The organism is Alteromonas sp. Cnat2-8, from assembly GCF_022348355.1.
GTDB classification, from domain to species: Bacteria; Pseudomonadota; Gammaproteobacteria; order Enterobacterales; family Alteromonadaceae; genus Alteromonas; species Alteromonas macleodii.
This window is the reverse complement of the sequence record NZ_JAKREX010000010.1, coordinates 1-1,481: the sequence shown is the minus strand read 5'-3', so window position 1 is coordinate 1,481 and position 1,481 is coordinate 1. Positions and strand designations below refer to the sequence as shown.

At 45.3% G+C, this 1,481-nt stretch carries 2 tRNA genes and 2 rRNA genes; all 4 read right to left on the bottom strand.

From position 1 onward, the window contains the following. Positions 1–661 (bottom strand): 23S ribosomal RNA (locus MHN00_RS20395); the annotation flags it as partial. A 437-nt stretch (positions 662–1,098) separates the two neighbouring features. Continuing rightward, positions 1,099–1,175 (bottom strand) — tRNA-Ile (locus MHN00_RS20390). Positions 1,176–1,212: 37 nt separating this feature from the next. Further along, a tRNA-Ala gene (locus MHN00_RS20385) sits at positions 1,213–1,288 on the bottom strand. 78 nt (positions 1,289–1,366) lie between these two features. Continuing rightward, positions 1,367–1,481: ribosomal RNA gene (locus MHN00_RS20380) — 16S ribosomal RNA — on the bottom strand; the annotation flags it as partial.

Sequence of the window (1,481 nt, the reverse complement as noted above, 5' to 3'; positions counted from 1 at the left end):
GTTTCGGGTCTATACCTAGCAACTAAACGCGCAGTTAACACTCGCTTTCGCTACGGCTCCGTTATTCACTTAACCTTGCTACTAAATATAAGTCGCTGACCCATTATACAAAAGGTACGCAGTCACCCCGAAGGGCTCCCACTGCTTGTACGTATACGGTTTCAGGTTCTATTTCACTCCCCTCACAGGGGTTCTTTTCGCCTTTCCCTCACGGTACTGGTTCACTATCGGTCAGTTAGGAGTATTTAGCCTTGGAGGATGGTCCCCCCATATTCAGTCAAGATAACACGTGTCCCGACCTACTCGATTTCACTGTAAAGAATCCGTCGTGTACAGGGCTATCACCTTGTATCGCTCCTCTTCCCAAAGGATTCCACTAAATTCTAAACAGCTTAAGGGCTGCTCCCCGCTCGCTCGCCGCTACTAGGGGAATCTCGGTTGATTTCTTTTCCTAAGGGTACTTAGATGTTTCAGTTCCCCTCGTTTGCCTCGTTAACCTATGTATTCAGTTAACGATACCTGTAAACAGGTGGGTTTCCCCATTCGGACATCTGTGGCTCAAATGCATTTTGTCGGCTCACCACAGCTTTTCGCAGACTTACACGTCCTTCATCGCCTCTAACTGCCAAGGCATCCACCGTATACGCTTCGTCACTTAACCATACAACCCCAAACAGCCTTTTGACTTCTGTCTAAGTTACGTTGTATGAATGACAAGCTAATCGGAAGAATTGCCTTGCTATCAAATCATCGATTGATAACAAGCAATTCAGTCAAGTAGAGTAAAAAGTCATCTTTCGATTTCTCAGTTACTCAATTTTGATTGATTACTATTAATATCAGCTTTCCAAATTGTTAAAGAACATTCGATGTTTCCTGCAAAAGCAGTACTTTCATCTTTAGAGTAAAAAACCCTAATCAATGCTTACTGAAACAGTAAATATTCATTAGGATTTCGGGTCCAACGTGACACATAAAATCACTTTCTACCTTAGCCTTTGACTACCGCCAACTTTAGCGAGTAGAAAAACCGTCAGGAAGGTTCCCTTCCGGTTAAGCGGCTTTTTCACGACCACTTGCGAAGCAAGTGCAGGTGAATGGTAGGCTTGGGCAGACTTGAACTGCCGACCTCACCCTTATCAGGGGTGCGCTCTAACCAGCTGAGCTACAAGCCTTCAGTACTTCGCTTATGCAAGCTCAGTGTCAAGTAGATGGTGGAGCTAAGCAGGATCGAACTGCTGACCTCCTGAATGCAAATCAGGCGCTCTCCCAGCTGAGCTATAGCCCCATAAACTTGTGTCGTTCTTCATTTTAAACAAGACTATCTGTGTAGGCACTGCATCAAGTGCGTCTATCGACGTAATGGTAAGGAGGTGATCCAACCCCAGGTTCCCCTAGGGTTACCTTGTTACGACTTCACCCCAGTCATGAAACACAAAGTGGTAATCGTCCTCCCGAAGGTTAGACTAACTACTTCTTTT